Annotated in this window: 13 protein-coding genes; 2 read left to right on the top strand and 11 right to left on the bottom strand. The window is 63.4% G+C overall.

Going from position 1 to position 13,794, the window contains the following annotated elements; genetic code table 11:
- Positions 1-214: 214 nt before the first annotated feature.
- Complete coding sequence (locus N826_RS24205) at positions 215-691, top strand: cupin domain-containing protein (protein ID WP_044432972.1); 477 nt, start codon at positions 215-217, stop codon at positions 689-691.
- Between the two features lie 95 nt (positions 692-786).
- Here N826_RS24205 and N826_RS24200 read toward each other — a convergent pair whose 3' ends face one another.
- Both N826_RS24200 and N826_RS24195 read right to left on the bottom strand, forming a co-directional pair.
- On the bottom strand, positions 787-1,092 hold the full coding sequence (locus N826_RS24200) for a YjiS-like domain-containing protein (RefSeq protein WP_044432971.1): 306 nt from the start codon (positions 1,090-1,092) through the stop codon (positions 787-789).
- A gap of 164 nt (positions 1,093-1,256) precedes the next feature.
- A complete protein-coding gene (locus N826_RS24195; RefSeq protein WP_044432970.1) occupies positions 1,257-1,727 on the bottom strand; it encodes a MarR family winged helix-turn-helix transcriptional regulator in 471 nt (156 codons plus the stop codon).
- Between the two features lie 137 nt (positions 1,728-1,864).
- Here N826_RS24195 and N826_RS24190 point away from each other — a divergent pair, with 137 nt between their 5' ends.
- Entirely contained in the window at positions 1,865-2,665 is an 801-nt protein-coding gene (locus N826_RS24190; RefSeq protein WP_044432969.1) for an alpha/beta fold hydrolase, read from the top strand.
- A gap of 36 nt (positions 2,666-2,701) precedes the next feature.
- Here N826_RS24190 and N826_RS24185 read toward each other — a convergent pair whose 3' ends face one another.
- The 9 genes from N826_RS24185 to tssB all read right to left on the bottom strand — a co-directional run bounded on the left by N826_RS24185 (position 2,702) and on the right by tssB (position 13,791).
- Positions 2,702-5,221 carry a two-component system VirA-like sensor kinase gene (locus tag N826_RS24185; RefSeq protein ID WP_044432968.1) on the bottom strand — a complete coding sequence of 840 codons (2,520 nt, stop codon included), beginning with the start codon at positions 5,219-5,221 and terminating at the stop codon, positions 2,702-2,704.
- Complete coding sequence (locus N826_RS24180; RefSeq protein WP_211099367.1) at positions 5,218-6,141, bottom strand: cytochrome-c peroxidase; 924 nt, start codon at positions 6,139-6,141, stop codon at positions 5,218-5,220. Before N826_RS24180 ends, N826_RS24185 begins: the two co-directional genes overlap by 4 nt.
- A gap of 297 nt (positions 6,142-6,438) precedes the next feature.
- Positions 6,439-7,236: a response regulator gene (locus N826_RS24175; protein ID WP_044432967.1), complete on the bottom strand. Its 798-nt coding sequence runs from the start codon at positions 7,234-7,236 to the stop codon at positions 6,439-6,441.
- A gap of 326 nt (positions 7,237-7,562) precedes the next feature.
- Positions 7,563-8,633 carry a type VI secretion system baseplate subunit TssG gene (tssG, locus tag N826_RS24170; RefSeq protein WP_211099366.1) on the bottom strand — a complete coding sequence of 357 codons (1,071 nt, stop codon included), beginning with the start codon at positions 8,631-8,633 and terminating at the stop codon, positions 7,563-7,565.
- Entirely contained in the window at positions 8,597-10,471 is a 1,875-nt protein-coding gene (gene tssF / locus N826_RS24165; RefSeq protein WP_044432966.1) for a type VI secretion system baseplate subunit TssF, read from the bottom strand. Before tssF ends, tssG begins: the two co-directional genes overlap by 37 nt.
- The gene (tssE, locus tag N826_RS24160; protein WP_044432965.1) at positions 10,472-10,969 is read right to left on the bottom strand and encodes a type VI secretion system baseplate subunit TssE; all 498 of its coding nucleotides are present in this window, start codon (positions 10,967-10,969) and stop codon (positions 10,472-10,474) included.
- 46 nt (positions 10,970-11,015) lie between these two features.
- Positions 11,016-11,549, bottom strand: coding sequence for a type VI secretion system tube protein Hcp (locus tag N826_RS24155; RefSeq protein ID WP_044432964.1), 534 nt, complete (start codon positions 11,547-11,549; stop codon positions 11,016-11,018).
- A gap of 185 nt (positions 11,550-11,734) precedes the next feature.
- Positions 11,735-13,249 carry a type VI secretion system contractile sheath large subunit gene (tssC, locus tag N826_RS24150; protein ID WP_211099365.1) on the bottom strand — a complete coding sequence of 505 codons (1,515 nt, stop codon included), beginning with the start codon at positions 13,247-13,249 and terminating at the stop codon, positions 11,735-11,737.
- The gene (gene tssB / locus N826_RS24145; RefSeq protein WP_044432962.1) at positions 13,246-13,791 is read right to left on the bottom strand and encodes a type VI secretion system contractile sheath small subunit; all 546 of its coding nucleotides are present in this window, start codon (positions 13,789-13,791) and stop codon (positions 13,246-13,248) included. Before tssB ends, tssC begins: the two co-directional genes overlap by 4 nt.
- Between the last annotated feature and the right edge of the window lie 3 nt (positions 13,792-13,794).

Genomic DNA, 13,794 nt, shown 5'->3' with positions numbered 1-13,794 from the left:
CAGGCGCTGATCCGCAGGTGCCAACGGCACCGGATCGCCTGCCGATGGAGTTCACCAGCTTGGAATTACAGCGTCATGACCGGTCCGGCCAAATGTATTACGACTGTAATCCGAGTTTTCCCGGCTGAAATCATGGCGCAATCGGCGCCTGGGAAAGTGGCGTGGTGAATGCGGGAACCATCCGGCTTTCATTGTCAGTCAAAGGAGAATTCGAATGCTTGAAGAAGACACCCTCGTTTCAAAAACGCTACATTCAAAAACGATCGTCAATTCACCCGAAAAACGGGAGTGGTTTGACACTATTCCCGGTGAGCGCATGGCTATCCATGTCCAAAGCTCCGATGTCGGCGGAAACTTGGCTATCATAGAGACGGTCGCCGAGCCGGGTTGTAGCTCCCCTCTCCACTTCCATCGGGAAAGTGAGATCTTTCACATCCTTGAAGGCACGATGACCTTCGTGTGCGGTGGTGAGAAGCGCGAGGCGAGCTTGGGCACCACGATCGTCGTTCCGCCCGGCGTCCATCACGCCTGGGCCAATCTATCCCAGTCGCAGGTGCGGATGCTGGTCCTGTTCACTCCGGGCGGGATCGAAAACCTTTTCCCCCGGGCGAACGGCCTAGCGCCCCTCGAACTGGTTGAACTGGTCGAAAGCTATGGGACGCGCATCGTCGGCCCGCTGGTCCTAGACTGACGCCACCAGTGAAGTTCGCTTCCGCTCCAAATAGTGATTGAGGCCCCGGAGGGCCTCAATTTTCGCCCTGTGGGCCGCAGGCCGCTCAGCCGACATCAATCGCGGCCATGCCTGATCAGCGATTCGATCTGGCTCTTATGTTCGATGCCGACATCGCGCAGCATCTCGTCGTCGAGCTGTTCCAGGGATGCTGTCAGCCGAGCGATCTCGCGCTCGCGGCGCCAGTGGGACCACAGCTTCGTGATAAGCGCTCCTGCCTTGGCGCCCCAACTCCTGGAACCGGGAAAATCGACGCCACGCCGTGATCCACGGTACTCGATTTGATAAAGATTGGTGGGATGGAGGGACGCGCCGTACAGGCCGAAACCTTCGACGATGTATTGGAACCGCGTGTTCAGCATTTATCAAGATCCTCTTCGCTACTGGAAGGGACATCTTGCTGGCCGCATGTTACGGGGTGATCACAACCCGAAGCGACCTCGTTACAGCCGTAGCGCCGCTAGCCCTGACCGTCAGCTCTCAATCGTCAGTTCTCATTCACCTCGAAGTATCTGCAAACAGGTTCTCAGGTACGGTCGAGGTTCCAGCGCCCGATGCGGCTGTAGATCCCATCGCGCAGCCTCCTTACCTTCACATTGAGGTCATCCAGTTCCACGGGGGATTGGCCGGACGCTTCGAGCAAGGCTTCGCCGAGGCATCCAGCCCTTTCCTCCAATGCACGCCCCTGGTCCGTCAGCGCCACGATCACCTGCCGTTCGTTGTCGGGATTGCGAACTCGCTGCACCAGCTTGGCTAGTTCCAGGCGCTTCAGGAGGGGGGTGAGGGTGCTCGCTTCCAGCGCAAGCTGCTCGGCCAACCTGCCGACGGTCTGCCGATCCTCGTGCCATAGGAGGTTGAGGACGAGATATTGGGGATATGTAAGCCCCAGTGCGTCGAGCAACGGCTTGTAAGCTCGCTGGATGGCCATGCCCGCCGAATAGATGGCATAGCAGAGCTGATCCTCGAGGAGCGGCGGGCGTTTGGATTTGGCGGACATGATGGACTCCTTGCCACCTATATAGCACGTCTCGTAAAGATTCTTATCACGATAAATATTATGCTGGACGACACTCGCTGACTGAGCTACAAGGTTACTTATCGCGATAACATTTATTGCATAAGAAGGAGGTCCCGATGATCATCAGAACGCGCAACCTCATTGCCGCCCTCGCGGTCGCTGCCAGCGTCGCTGGCGCCAGCGCCGTGCAGGCCCAGCCCGCCCTTCCGTCCGCCTCGGCACAACCTGTCAGGAACATCGTGCTGGTGCATGGCGCCTTCGCCGACGGCTCGGGATGGCGGGGCGTATACGACGAACTCACCGCTCGCGGATACAGGGTCAACATCGTCCAGAACCCGCTGACGTCGCTCGCCGACGATGTCGCGGCGACCCGCCGCGTGCTCGATCGGCAGGATGGTCCGGTTATCCTCGTCGGCCATTCCTACGGCGGCACGGTCATCACCGAAGCAGGGGCAGATCCCCGTGTGGCAGGCTTGGTCTATGTCGCCGCCCTTGCGCCGGACGCCGGCGAGTCGACGCTCGACCAGTTCGCCGAGATCCCGCCGCCGCCGGACTTCGTCATCGAGGAGCAGTCGGACGGGTTCGGCTTTGTGAACGGTCCGAAGTTCAAGGCCGGCTTCGCCGGCGACACGAGCGATGCCGACGCGGCATTCATGCGCGACTCCCAGGTGCCGATCGCGATGTCCGCCTTCAAGGCCAAGGTCACTCAGGCGGCGTGGCGGATCAAACCCAGTTGGTTCGTCGTGGCGACCGAAGATGGCGCGATCGATCCGAAGCTCCTGCGTAAGACGGCGCACCGCATGGGAGCGGACACCGAGGAGGTGAAGGGCAGCCATGTCGTCTTTCTGACGCAGCCCAAGGCCGTCGCCGACGTGATCGACCGTGCCGCCAAGCACACCGCACACCCGGCGCGTTGAGACGACGGAAGCCTCTTCCGTAACTGCCTCACGCCGTCAGGGAGAAACCCGGCTTTCCAGGCACTGTGCCAGTGCCCCAGCAAGCTCCGTGGTGACCAGGGGACAATGCACAACCTCCGTCACGCCGGCAGCCGCCAAGGCCGGGGCGTCTACACTGCGCGCCGACCCTGTCGCCAGGATGATCGGCAGGCCCGGCGCCGCCTCATGAACAACTGCCGCTCCTTCGATCGCGATTCCGAGGGGGTGGCAGACCAGGGCGGCGTCGAACCGCATTCGCGTCGAACGGCAGGCATCCGCCGCGTCGCCCGGTTCGGTGAAGCCTACCGGTTCATAGCCGAGTGCCGCCAGGATCTCCTCGTTCCGGAGCAGCCGTTCACGCTCGACATCCAGGATCAGAATTGTCTCACCGCTGCCATACCGCGTCGCGGTGACGCGGGGTCGGCTCGGGATGTGTCCGGTCTGGTCTCGATCCGGTTCGCGAGCCGGTGCGGCGCAGGGCAGCAGAATCTCGAAGCGGGTTCCCTTTCCGGCAGCACTCCGCACGGCTATGGCTCCGCCGAGTTCCCGGACGATCTGGCGCGCCGTCGCAAGACCCAGCCCGTTTCCTTCCAGGCGGGTCGTGAAGAACGGCTCGAAGATGCGCTCCTGCGTGGCTTCGTCCATGCCACGTCCGGCGTCGCTTATCAAAACCGACATGTATTGGCCGGGGCCAAGTTCGTCCGGCCCGTGCCGGAACGCGGTTTTCGAAGCACGGACATCCAGATCGATGTCGATGGTTCCGGTGCCCTCCATCGCCTGTGCGGCGTTGTTGCAGAGGTTGAGGAAGACCTGCTGCAACCGGGCCGGGTCCGCCAGGACGACCATCTCCTGCGGAGCCTCCCGAACCTTCACCTCGACTTCGCCCGGAAGCCCTGGAAGCGAGGCATGAAACATCGATACCGTTTCCTCGATCAGGGCTTGGACACGGACCCGTTCCCGCTTGTCCGCTCCGGCACGGCCGAATGTGAGGATCTGATCGACAAGGTCGCGTGCCCGTTCGCCCGCGCGCCGGATCTCGTCGAGACTGGCGGCGGTCCTGCTTTCCGGTCTGACATGGGCTTGCGCTATCTCCGTGTATCCCAGGATGGCGCCGGCGATATTGTTGAAGTTATGGGCGACCCCGCTGGCAAGTGCTCCGACGGTTTCCATCCGGCGCGCCTGCTGAAGTTTCGCCTCCAGCCGCTGCTTTTCGCGGCTGAGGGTTTCCCGGTCGAGGGCGCTGGCGATGGCATCGAACGCCGAGCGGAACATGCCGTATCCATCGCCTCGGGCCAGGGGGCCTTGCCGCAAGGCATCGAAACCGAGAACGGCACCGGGACATTCGTCGCTGAAGGATGGGATGCACAGCCAACTGCGCAGGCCGACGGCTGCCAGGAGATCCATGTTGCCGCCCCGGGACAGGTGATCGACCCGCGGGATGTGGATGATCCCATCCTCTTCCGGCATCGACTGCCGTGCGAGTTTCAAGGCGCCGGCGGGCCAACCGCTGGGCAGGGTGTCCGAGCTGCCGGACCACTGGTAGACCTGTACCGGATCGCCCTCGATGACGAAGTAGGCCCGATCCGCCGATATGATCGCCGCAAGTTCCTCCAGCGCACGCTCGATGTGGTACCGGACTTCATCCGGCCGGGAGGTGATGAAACGCGTCGAGATGCCTGCGATCACATGCTCGAAATCGGCCCGCAGGCGCAGCGCCCGTGCCCTCGACTGAAGCTGGACGCCGAGATAGACCAGCAGGCAGACCAGCACTACCGACATCCCATACAGGATGTTTCGGAACATTTCGGCCGCACTCTCCGAAGCGTCCGCACGCGCGACGACAAGGTCGCGGACGCGATCCTGGTGACGCCCGCCGGCCGACGAAAACATCTCCTTCAGGATGCCGTCCGTTTCCGGCAGCAGGTTCCGAAGCATCCGGGCATGCTCGATCAATGGTTTGGAGGCGGGGGAATCCCAGCCTGGCGAGCCGCCGGCGGGTGCGCCGTCCAAGGACATCGCCCTGAGCCGCGCATCGACATCCGCAACGATCGGAGCGGAGGAGTCGAGCGTCAGATGCAGGATGGCGGCTGCCAGACCGCTGACCTGGGCGGCCCGGTTGCGGTCCTGCTCCTCCTTGATCAAGCGCTCGCCGAACACGATGAAGTAAGCAAGCGAGTTTTGCAGCAGCGCGTTCCGGCTCTTGAACCGTTCCGTCAATCCCTCGGTCTTGTCAACCGACCTCATCACCTCGTCGATCGCGGAGGCGATCTCGGGTTCGTAGCCAGCGGTTTCGCGCAGGCGGGTCACCGCTCCGCGCATCTCGTCAATTTCCCTGACCAGGGGATCGTAGTTGCGCAGCAAGCCCGAGCGCGCGCTGAGCACGTCGCGATGGAGCGCGCTTTCCGCCTTCTCCAGACGGTCGATCGCCAGAAGGGCGTCCTGGGAGGTTCCCACCTCGGCGCTCATTCCACGCATGGCTATCCAAGTCAGCAGGATCAGCAGCGTCGCGGCGGCGGCGACGGTCAAGCCGGTTCTCACCGCGATCCTCCGACCCGCGATTCCTCAACCTGGCGGTCCCGAAACTCGCCGGTAAGCGTCCGCAGGAACGCTACGATCACCTCCGCCTGCCGATCGGTCAGCTCCGAATTGAGCTGTGCCCGAGCCATCTTCCGGACCGCGACATCGAGTGTCGAAGCGCTGCCGTCGTGAAAATAAGGCGGGGTCGTCGCGACATTGCGCAAGCTGGGGACGCGCAGGACCGCTGGTTCCGGCGACGCCAGCGGATGAAAGATCCCATGCCGCTGGAACAGGTTGCCGCCGACATTGACGCCCTGGTGGCAGGATGCGCACCCAAGCGATTTGAACTGCCGGTATCCGTCGATCTCCTCGTCGGACAGGGCTGCCGTGTCGCCGCCGAGCCAGCGGTCGAACCGGCTGCCGGGCGTCAGCAGGGACCGCTGGAATGCGGCAAGGGCTTCAAGCAGTCCGGCAGCGTCCGGGTCGCGTCCGAACGCTGCCCGAAACCGGCCAACCATCTCAGGGTCCAGCTTCAGCTTACCGACCGCGTCGTCGATGCTGCCGCCCATGATCCGGGGGTTCTCGATCAACGCCTGCGCCTGGTCCTCAAGGGTGCGGAAGCCGCCCTCCCAGTTGAGCCGGAAGCTGAGCGCCGCATTGAAGACGGTGCTGGTATTAAGCGGGAGGTCGGACCCGTCGAGCGCCTTGTCGCGAGCGCTCCCGGTCGCACCGTTGGAGCCAAGATCATGGCACGAGGAACAGCTTCGCGAATTGCCGAGCGAAAGACGGGTGTCCCCAAACAGGCGTTCGCCGAGCAAGACTTTGAGCGGGTCCTCCAGCCGTGGCTCCGGGACCGGCGACACCGGCTCTTCGGCGGCGGCATGCCGCTCCAGCGGCAGCACCTGGGCCGGCAGGAGCGATCCGACTGCAAAGACGGCCACAAAGACGCCGGTCGCGCGACAGAGCAGCGCCCGCCGGAATGAAGTCGTCGCGTTGGTTCTGGTTGCTGCCGGGGGTCCGTCTTTCACCTTCGAAAACATTGCTTCTCCGACAAGAGGCGTTTCCCAGGAGACTGAAGGCAACCGGTTACGCGATCGTCACGGCTAGGAACTATCCTGTTACAATTGTAACCCGGCAGGGCATTCGCTGCCCGTACATCATGCTTGCGAGCAGGCATGACGGCGCAGTTTCCTCAAGAATCGCTGCGGCTTCGTCCGGCCGGATTTAACCGTTCGGGTTTAAAATGGCTCGACGGCGAGCGTGAAGACGTACCCGACGCCGCGCTCCGTCCTGATCACGCGCGGCGCGCTCGCGTCGATCTCGAGCTTCCGGCGCAGCCGCAGAACCTGGACATCTATGCTGCGGTCGAAGATGTCTTCATGGACCCGCGTGGCCTGAAGCAGATGCTCGCGCGTCAATGGTCGGCGCGGCGCGTCGAGGAACGCAAGCAGCAGCGCATACTCACCCTTAGTCAGCGAAACCGCATTGCCGGCAGGATCGAGAAGCTGCCGGGCACGGCGTTCGAGTTGCCAGCCGCCGAACCGGTATCCACCACGCTCCGGATCGCGGGACCGCGCCGCCCGTCCCATCTCCTGGCGCCTCAACACCGCCCGGACCCGTGCCAGCAGTTCCCGCAGGCTGAAGGGCTTGGTCACGTAGTCGTCCGCGCCAAGTTCCAGACCGATCACGCGATCGATCTCGTCGCGGCGATGACCGGTCATGATGATGATGGGAACGTCGGAACTGGATCTGATCTGCCTGAGCAGGTCCAATCCGTTTTCCTGGCCGAGCCGCAGGTCCAGAATGATCGCGCTGGGATGTATGCCTTTGAAATAACGGCACATGTCCTGTCCGTTGGCCACCGCGCTGGCCGGAACGTCATGATCCTGGAAATAACCGGTGACCATGCGCCGCATCGCCGGGTCGTCGTCTACGACAAGGATGTAGCCTGCCTTGGGTTCGCCTCCGCCCGACCTGTCGCCACCATAAGCCCGATCGTCGGAAGCCGATTCCGAATCCTCGGTACTTCCTGGCATTCGTCGCTGGGATTCCATCAAGTCTCCACTTTGCTGCCGGACAGGTTCCAGGCCGCTCCTGGACAGGGGGACGGCGCTGCCTGTCGGAAGCACGAGCGGGCCTGTCCGAATACCGCGACGGCCGGATGCAGGTTATGTCCGTACGACCTACGCTCCGCAGTGAATAGCAGCCCGGAAGGACAGGCGTCAAAGTCTAGAAAGTACATGCCCGTGTTCGACATATTTTCCGCAGAATCGTACTATACTTGACTTGACACTGAAAAGCCCTGTTCAGCAGGACAGTGAGAACCAAATAATGGTTCGGCAATATTCTACTTTGACCGATTTTACGACGATTTCCAATGTAATGGCGTGAGCGTTAAGTCCCCGGCATCGCTCTCAACCGGACGGCGGCCCAGCCATGTGGTCCAGCCAAGCCGCCCCTGGCGGCCAAGTTTCAGGTGCGGAACCTGATCGGCGCGGAGGACGAGCGCGAGCGTCCAGTCCAGTTCGTCGCCGACATAGTTACGCACCAACGGCACCGTCAGCCCGACGCTCTCGCCACCGGGCAGCAGCCGCTCATACTCTTCCAGGGTCAGCGGACCCATGACGATGCAGAAGCGGTGATAGAACAACCTGATGCGCCGGCCCACCGTGGCGGTGACGCCGAGCGTTCCGTTCTCAGGGTCCGAGCCGAGAGCCAGGCGCTGGCCCGGTGCGATCTCGACCCATTTCGGATCGAACTCCTGAATATCGACCGGCATCGCGAAGAAGCCGCTCAGGATTGCCCGGAGCCCTTCGGCATTGCGGGTGTGGGAACCGATGCGCCCAGCGAAGTGCAGTTTGGCCAGATCGGGCATCCCGTCCCGGCCCCGAAGCTCCTGCATGCCATAGCCGGCCAGGGCGCCGATCTGGGCCGCGAAGGCATCGTCGCCGGGGCGGTCGTGGGACACCGTCGGCTCGCTCGCCGCCCAGGCGCGGAACAGCAGGGAGGCCATGCGGTGATGGAAGATGTCGCCGAAGCTAGCGAACGCTTCGTCGCCGGCGTTGTGGAGACGCTGATGGGCATATTCGGTCAGGTGCAACGGCAGCGGACCGTTGGGACCGAACAGGCCGAAGAAGAAGGTCATGATCCGGGTACGGCCGCCGTCCGCCCTGACGCTGTCCAGAGCGCGGGGCGGGAAGATCGTGCTCGGGGACTGGCCAAGCCGAACCGGGTCCTCCTCCGGATGCCGCGACGCCCCGATCCTCGGACTGGTTGGCGAGCCGGCATCGATACGGCGCAGCAGCGCGAAGAAATCGAATTTCTCGGGTGCCCGGCTCGCCTCCCCGAGGATTTCGGACAGGGCGTCGTGAACCGGCGGGACGGCGGCGTCGGGCATCAGGCCAGACGCCGCCGTCCCGGTTTCATCGGCCATCGCATGATCTCCCCGCGCTGCGTCGTCCGCAGGACGCTCTCCGTAAAGGCGTTGATCGAGACGTACTGGGCAAAGAAGTGGTTCAGCACCGCGGCGAAGGGAAAACAACCGATGCCCTCGAAGGCGGCTTCATCAAGCGCCATCTCGATCTCCAGTCCGCGCGCCACCGCCGCAAGCCCGCCCGAAGGAAGACGGCGGACAATGGGACGCGAGTGGATGTTGCGCGTGCCCGCGACCTGCTGCATGGCACTGGCGTCGCTGGGATCGGCGTATAGCCGGAGCAGCGCCCGCAAGGCATCGGCTCCCCCTTCGTCGCTATCGGTGAGCGACAGATGGTTAAGCGACAGATGACTGATCAAATGCCAGGCGACCTCTCCTTCGGCCGGGGATGGGCGCGGTCTGGTGGGACCGGCGATGCAACGGATTCGGGCGACCGGTGCTCCGATTTCCAGGGTGAAATCGGTTTCGCCGCGACCGAGAGGCATCAGCAGCGGCAGGTCCCGGTTGGTACACAGGCATCGGACAGCCAGTTGCCGCAGGCTGGGACGGTAGGGTGCCGCGTGTGCATCGACGATGGAGACGAAGACGTCGCTCCCCCCATACGATGTCCGCTGCCCTTCCCTTTGCTCACGGCTGGAGATGAGCCGAGGTGCCCGCCGGATCGTATAATAGGAGCCGCCGGCCGCTTTCGGTTCGAGGTCCTCGATGGCGTAAAAGGGACGGAAGACCGTGGCAGCCGATCCGTCGTCGTGTTCACCCTGGACATCGAGCACGGAATGCACCTCGACATCGAGCGGACGGACCCGGTCGACGGGAAGATGGTGCTCGAAGGTCCGTTCGCTGACGACGATACGATCCGCCTGCCGTTCGAACAGGTTGGTGATCGGGCTGGCGAACAGGACCACCGAGTCCCGGCTGAGGCCCCGTTGCAACCGCGGCTCGATCCGGCGGAGCAGGAAGACGAGTTCGAGTTCCTCGTCGCTCGACGACCGAACGGCATCCGCCAGCCCTCCGATTTCCACGAACAAGGCCCGTTCCGGCAGGGCGAAGTATTCCTGCAAAGCCCGGTAGCCGGTGAAGGACCGTGCCGGGAAGGGCAGCAGCGCCTCGTCGTCGCCGAGCCCGACATGCAGGATATGGGCGGCGGCGATCACTTCCTGCCAGGGCGAGGGCCGGACAGTGGGCCGGGCGACGACGGCCGTGACATCGGCCAGGAGTTGTTCGGCGAGCGCCCCGCCGGTACCGCCCGCCGGCGGCAGGTAGAGCCGAAGCGACTTCAGCTTCAGGCGGTCGAAGGGCATGCCGTTGGTCGTGCGAAGCCGCACCCGCAGGGCGGCCGCCATCCGATGCCGCCTGTCGATCGCCAGTCCCGATAGCTCGGATGCCGCCGCGAAATAATCGACGGCGGCGACCGTGATCGGCCACAGATGGACATCCTGGGCGGTCCTGAACTCGCACTGGGTAACGGCATCGGCGGCCAGTTGCCCCACCAGCGACGTCCCGCGCGGTATGACGTAGCCGTTCTCCAGTCGGCCGCCCTCGCGATCCGGATCGAAACGCGCAATGCCCAGCGACGGCGTCGGCGCCAGGAAATGAGGATAGACCATTTCCAGCAGGTGCTGGGTGAATGCGGGAAAACGGGCGTCTAGCTTGAGCTGGACGCGCGCGGCCAGGAAGGCGAAGCCTTCGAGCAGGCGTTCGACATAGGGGTCGGAGACTTCGGCCGTGTCCATGCCGAGCCGGCCGGCGATCTTGGGAAAGGTGCGGGCGAACTCGCCTCCCATCTCCCTGATGTGGCGAAGCTCCTGATTGTAGAAGCGCAGGAACGTTTCGTTCATCTACTCCGCCTCGGTAAGTTGCTCGGCTATCCTGACGGTGTTGCGGTCCCGGTCCACTTCCGTCCGGAGCCTCAGGCGAAGCGGCACCGGCTCCGCCCACAGATCGGCCTCGATGATGAAGACCAGCGTGGTGTCGCTGGAGCCGGCCGGAAGCAGCTTGACCTGAACGCCGCTCATCAGGCGGGGTTCGAACACGGTCAGCGCTTCCTGGATCGCCCGTTCGAAGTGGCTGCGGTCCATGGCGCCGCCGCCCTGCCCGGCCAGCGGCCGCACGCCGTAGTTCAACACACCGGCCGCGACGTCAGGATAGGCAGTGAGATCGACGGAGGAGCCCAGCGGGGTCGCGTTCAACAGCCAGGAAACGTCACGCAGGATGACGGCGCGCAACTGCGAGAGCGAAAAGGTGCGCCCGCCATCCTCGGACACTCCCTCCCCGCCATCGGTGAGACGGTCCAGGAGCGAGGGCTGGACGAGATCGCGATAGCTGGCCTTGGGCATATGAGATGACCGGAGCAGGGGGAGGGGTTTCGAACCGGCGCGGCTATTAGGTCACCTTATCGGTGGCGCTGTTGGCGATCTGGCTCCAGGCGCTTTCGCCGGCATCGGCCAGTTGGCCGGTCTTGTCCTGCTTCTTGTAGGCGATCTTGCAGGCGCCAAAGCGGAAGACGATCGATTCGTCAGGGGCGGGATCGCCGTAGCTCCACTCGATGCGTTCGACCGCCAGCATGGAGAAGGTCCAGGTCAGGAACACGTTGGACTGCGCCTGGGTGCCCGCTCCCTTGTCGCCGGTCGATTTCAGCAACACCAACTGCACATTGTCGAAATGCGCGCCGCTGCCGCAGGCGACGAAGAGATCGGCGGACGCGGTATCCACCTGCTTCTTGATTGTAAACGCCTCGAACTCGGCCTTGCCGGCGCCGGCGCCGGCGGTGTGCGAGGTGATGTTCAACTTGTTCTCGAGCGAGAAGCTCCATTCGTCGCCAAGCGTGATCGCGTTGGTCTTCAGCTTCGACTCACCCTTGGGATGAATGCCGCTCTTCGAGGCTTGGGTGAAGAGAAGATAAGCATCGAAAGACATGATGAACTCCGGTGGAGAGGGATAACTCTTGAACTCATACCAACGGCATTAAACATTGACCGGTCTGGAGCGTTAGATGTCGGGCTGAAGAGGCCCGACCTACGCCAGAGTGTACTTGTAGGTCGGGCCTCTTCAGCCCGACATCTTTGCCGAAACTCACCTATCAAGCTTCAATGCCGTTGGTATCACGCCAGCTTGGCGGAAGGCAGCCGGGAGACGAGACGAAGCGAAACCGTCAGCCCTTCGAGCTGAAAATGCGGTCTCAGGTAGAAGCGGGCCTGGTAGTAGCCTGGATTGTCCTGGACTTCCTCGACGATGACCTCGGCGGCGGCCAGGGGTTTCTTCGCCTTGTCCTCCTCGCTCGCGAGGTTGGGCGACGAGTGGACGTAGTTCTGTATCCAGCGATTGAGCCAGGCCTCGACATCCGACCGGTCCTTGAAGGAACCGATCTTGTCGCGCACCAGGCACTTCAGGTAATGGGCGAAGCGCGACGTCGCGAACATGTAAGGCAGCCTGGCACTCAGTTCGGCATTGGCCGAGGCGTCCGGATCGTCGTACTTGACCGGCTTGTTGAGGGTCTGCGCCCCGATGAAGACCGCCATGTCGGTGTTCTTCCGGTGAAGCATCGGCAGCAGCCCGCTCTTGGAAAGCTCCGCCTCGCGCCGGTCGCTGATCGCGATCTCGGTCGGGCATTTCAAGTCCACGCCGCCGTCGTCGCTCGGAAAGGTATGGGCGGGGAGTCCCTCGACCAAACCACCGGACTCGACCCCGCGGATCTGCGACATCCAGCCATACAGTTTATAGGAGCGCGTGATGTTGACGCCCATCGCGTAGGCGGCGTTGCACCAGAGGTATTTGCCGCTGTCGCCGCCATCGACGTCCTCTTCGAAGGCGAATTCCGCGACCGGGTCGGTCTTGCTGCCATAGGGCAGGCGTCCGAGCGTGCGAGGCAATGTCAGCGCGATATAGCGCGAGTCCTCGGAGTCCCGCAGCGATCGCCAGGCCGCGTATTCCGGCGTCTGGAAGATCTTGGTGAGGTCGCGCGGATTGGCGAGTTCCTGCCAGGACTCCATGTTGAGGAGCTGAGGGGCCGCCGCCGCGATGAAGGGGGCATGCGCCGCCGCAGCGATTTGCCCCAAGGACGCGAGCAGCTCGACGTCGGGCGGCGTGTGGTCGAAGTGGAAGTCGCCGATCAGGCAGCCATAAGGCTCGCCGCCGATCTGGCCGAACTCCTCTTCGTAGATCTTCTTGAACAGCGGGCTTTGATCCCAGGCGATCCCCCGGTACTTCCGCGCGGAACGCGCCAGCTCCTTCTTGCTGGTGTTCAGCACCCGGATCTTCAAGGTTTCGTCGGTTTCGGTGTTGGAGACGAGCTGGTGAAGCCCGCGCCATGCCGCTTCCAACTGCTGGAAATCGGGATGATGGATGATCAGGTTCAACTGTTCGGTCAGCTTGCGGTCGAGTTCCGCGACGATCGCCTGGATCGTGGCGACGGCGTCGTCGCCGATCAGCTGGGTTTCGGCCAGCGCCTGCCCTGCCAGGGTGCCGACCGCGCGCTCGATCGCGTCGCGGTACTGTTCGGTGCGCGGCTTGAACTCGCGCTGAAGGAGCTGGGCAAAGCCATCGTCGGTCAGGGTGGCTTCCGCGACAGGCAATGCTGCCTGCTGCATCCGGGCCTGCTGCATCCGGTCCGGGCTCATGACTGTGCTTCTCCCTCGTCCGATGCGGCGCTTTCTTCAGGGCTGGCGAAAGTGCCGGCCTTGGCCGAGACGGCCTTCAGCAACTCGGGGTCGGCGAGAAGCTGGCCCAGCAGGCGTTCGGCGCCGCTTTTGCCGTCCATGTATGTCAGCAGGTTGCCAAGTTCCGTCCGGGCATCCAGGAGCTTCCGGAGGGCATCGACCCGGCGCGCCACGGCGGCCGGCGAGAAGTCGTCCATCTGTTCGAATGTCAGATCGACCGGCAGGCTTCCTTCACCGGTCAGGGAGTTTTTGACGCTGATCGCCACCCGTGGCTTCATCGAGCGAAGCCGGGCGTCGAAGTTGTCAATATCGATCTCGACCATCTTGCGATCGGCCAGATCCGGCAGCGGCTCGACGCGCTTTCCGGAAAGATCGGCCATCACCCCCACGACGAAAGGCAACTGGACCTTCCGCTCGCTGCCGTAGAGTTCGACGTCGTACTCGATCTGGACACGGGGCGCCCGGTTGCGGCGGATGAACTTCTGACTGCTTGCTTTCAACATGAT

The sequence above is a fragment of the Skermanella aerolata KACC 11604 genome (assembly GCF_000936425.1).
Lineage (GTDB): Bacteria > Pseudomonadota > Alphaproteobacteria > Azospirillales > Azospirillaceae > Skermanella > Skermanella aerolata.
This window is presented reverse-complemented; position numbering and strand designations above follow the sequence as displayed.